Below are 1,202 nucleotides of genomic sequence, written 5' to 3' on the forward strand. Positions count from 1 at the left end.
GGGGAATTCATCCCGATGATTTTGAGGAATTCAGCGCGGTGATTTTGGGGAATTCTTGTCCGCTGTTATTGGGGATTTTACATCCGATGTTGACAAGCCCTGATGGTTTTGCTTGAAGACGACCGATTGATGGTCCGGAGACTGAGCCCCGCTGACTATCCTGTGTTGGCACGATGGCTGAACGACCCAAGGGTCCTCAAATTCTACGAAGGAAGAGACAATCCTTACGATCTCGCAAAGGTGGAGCAGGTGTTCGGTTCCAAGACGAATCGGTCAGTCACTGCGTGCATCGTATCTTACAAAGGGCGGGATATCGGATACGTTCAATTTTATCCGGTGCCTGAACCGGTGAAAGTCGGGCTCGGTATGAATCCTCGTCTGATTGTATATGGGATGGACCAATTCATTGGAGAGCCCGACTATTGGAATCGAGGAATTGGCACCGCCCTGGTGAAATCGGTAGCAGACTATGTACGGACAAATCTTGGAGCCGACAAAATCGTTATGGATCCCCAGGCGTGGAATACCCGTGCGATTCGATGTTACGAGAAGGCTGGTTTCCGCAAAGCAAAGTGGTTGCCGAAACATGAATGGCATGAAGGGGAGTGGCGAGACTGTTGGCTGGTCGTGTGTCCGGGTGAGGAGGACGAGATCGTGTATCGCGGTGATGGGACGAAATCCACGGTGTAATACTGAAAATCAAGACGGAGGGCATTCTGATGTCCTGTTTTATTTGTGAAAAACATCTGGGCATGGTAGGTCCGCCTCCTGGTGGCTACATTTACGAAGACAACGAATGGATGGTTTGTCACTTCCCTGCTGGTCAATCCGTACTGGGTCAACTGGTCGTGGAGTCAAGACGGCATGTACTGGATTTTTCCGAGATGACCGATCACGAAGTTATGACTTATGGCATTCTCGTCAAAAAGTTGTATTCTGCACTAAAACTCATGTTTGACAGTAACAGGCCTTTGGCCGGAGGCCACTACCGCGCTACGGCGCGGTTTTTTCGTGGTTCCGTAACGTTTAGGTTCCAATATTGTAGGTAAAACTAAATTTCTAATCCGCCTTTACATGGCGCTGTATATTCGGTATGATCGTGGGTAAGAATATGAGCGGTGGTGACCTTCTTGTTCGCCCAAATTGTATCCACAAAGAAACCGGACGGTAAGACCTACAAATATCTCCATATCGTTGAGTCC

The 1,202-nt window shown here is 48.9% G+C and carries 1 protein-coding gene; it reads left to right on the top strand.

Going from position 1 to position 1,202, the window contains the following annotated elements; translation table 11 throughout:
* Positions 1–129 precede the first annotated feature (129 nt).
* Positions 130–690 (top strand): GNAT family N-acetyltransferase, encoded by a 561-nt coding sequence (locus BM357_RS18820; protein ID WP_342741648.1) that lies wholly within the window; start codon positions 130–132, stop codon positions 688–690.
* The last annotated feature ends 512 nt before the right edge of the window (positions 691–1,202 follow it).

The organism is Paenalicyclobacillus macrosporangiidus, from assembly GCF_900116805.1.
Taxonomy (GTDB): domain Bacteria; phylum Bacillota; class Bacilli; order Alicyclobacillales; family Alicyclobacillaceae; genus Alicyclobacillus_H; species Alicyclobacillus_H macrosporangiidus.

What these genes read in the sequence shown, in the direction of transcription:
- BM357_RS18820 (WP_342741648.1), top strand. Translation starts at nt 130, where the DNA reads ATGGTCCGGAGACTGAGCCCCGCTGACTATCCTGTGTTGGCACGATGG.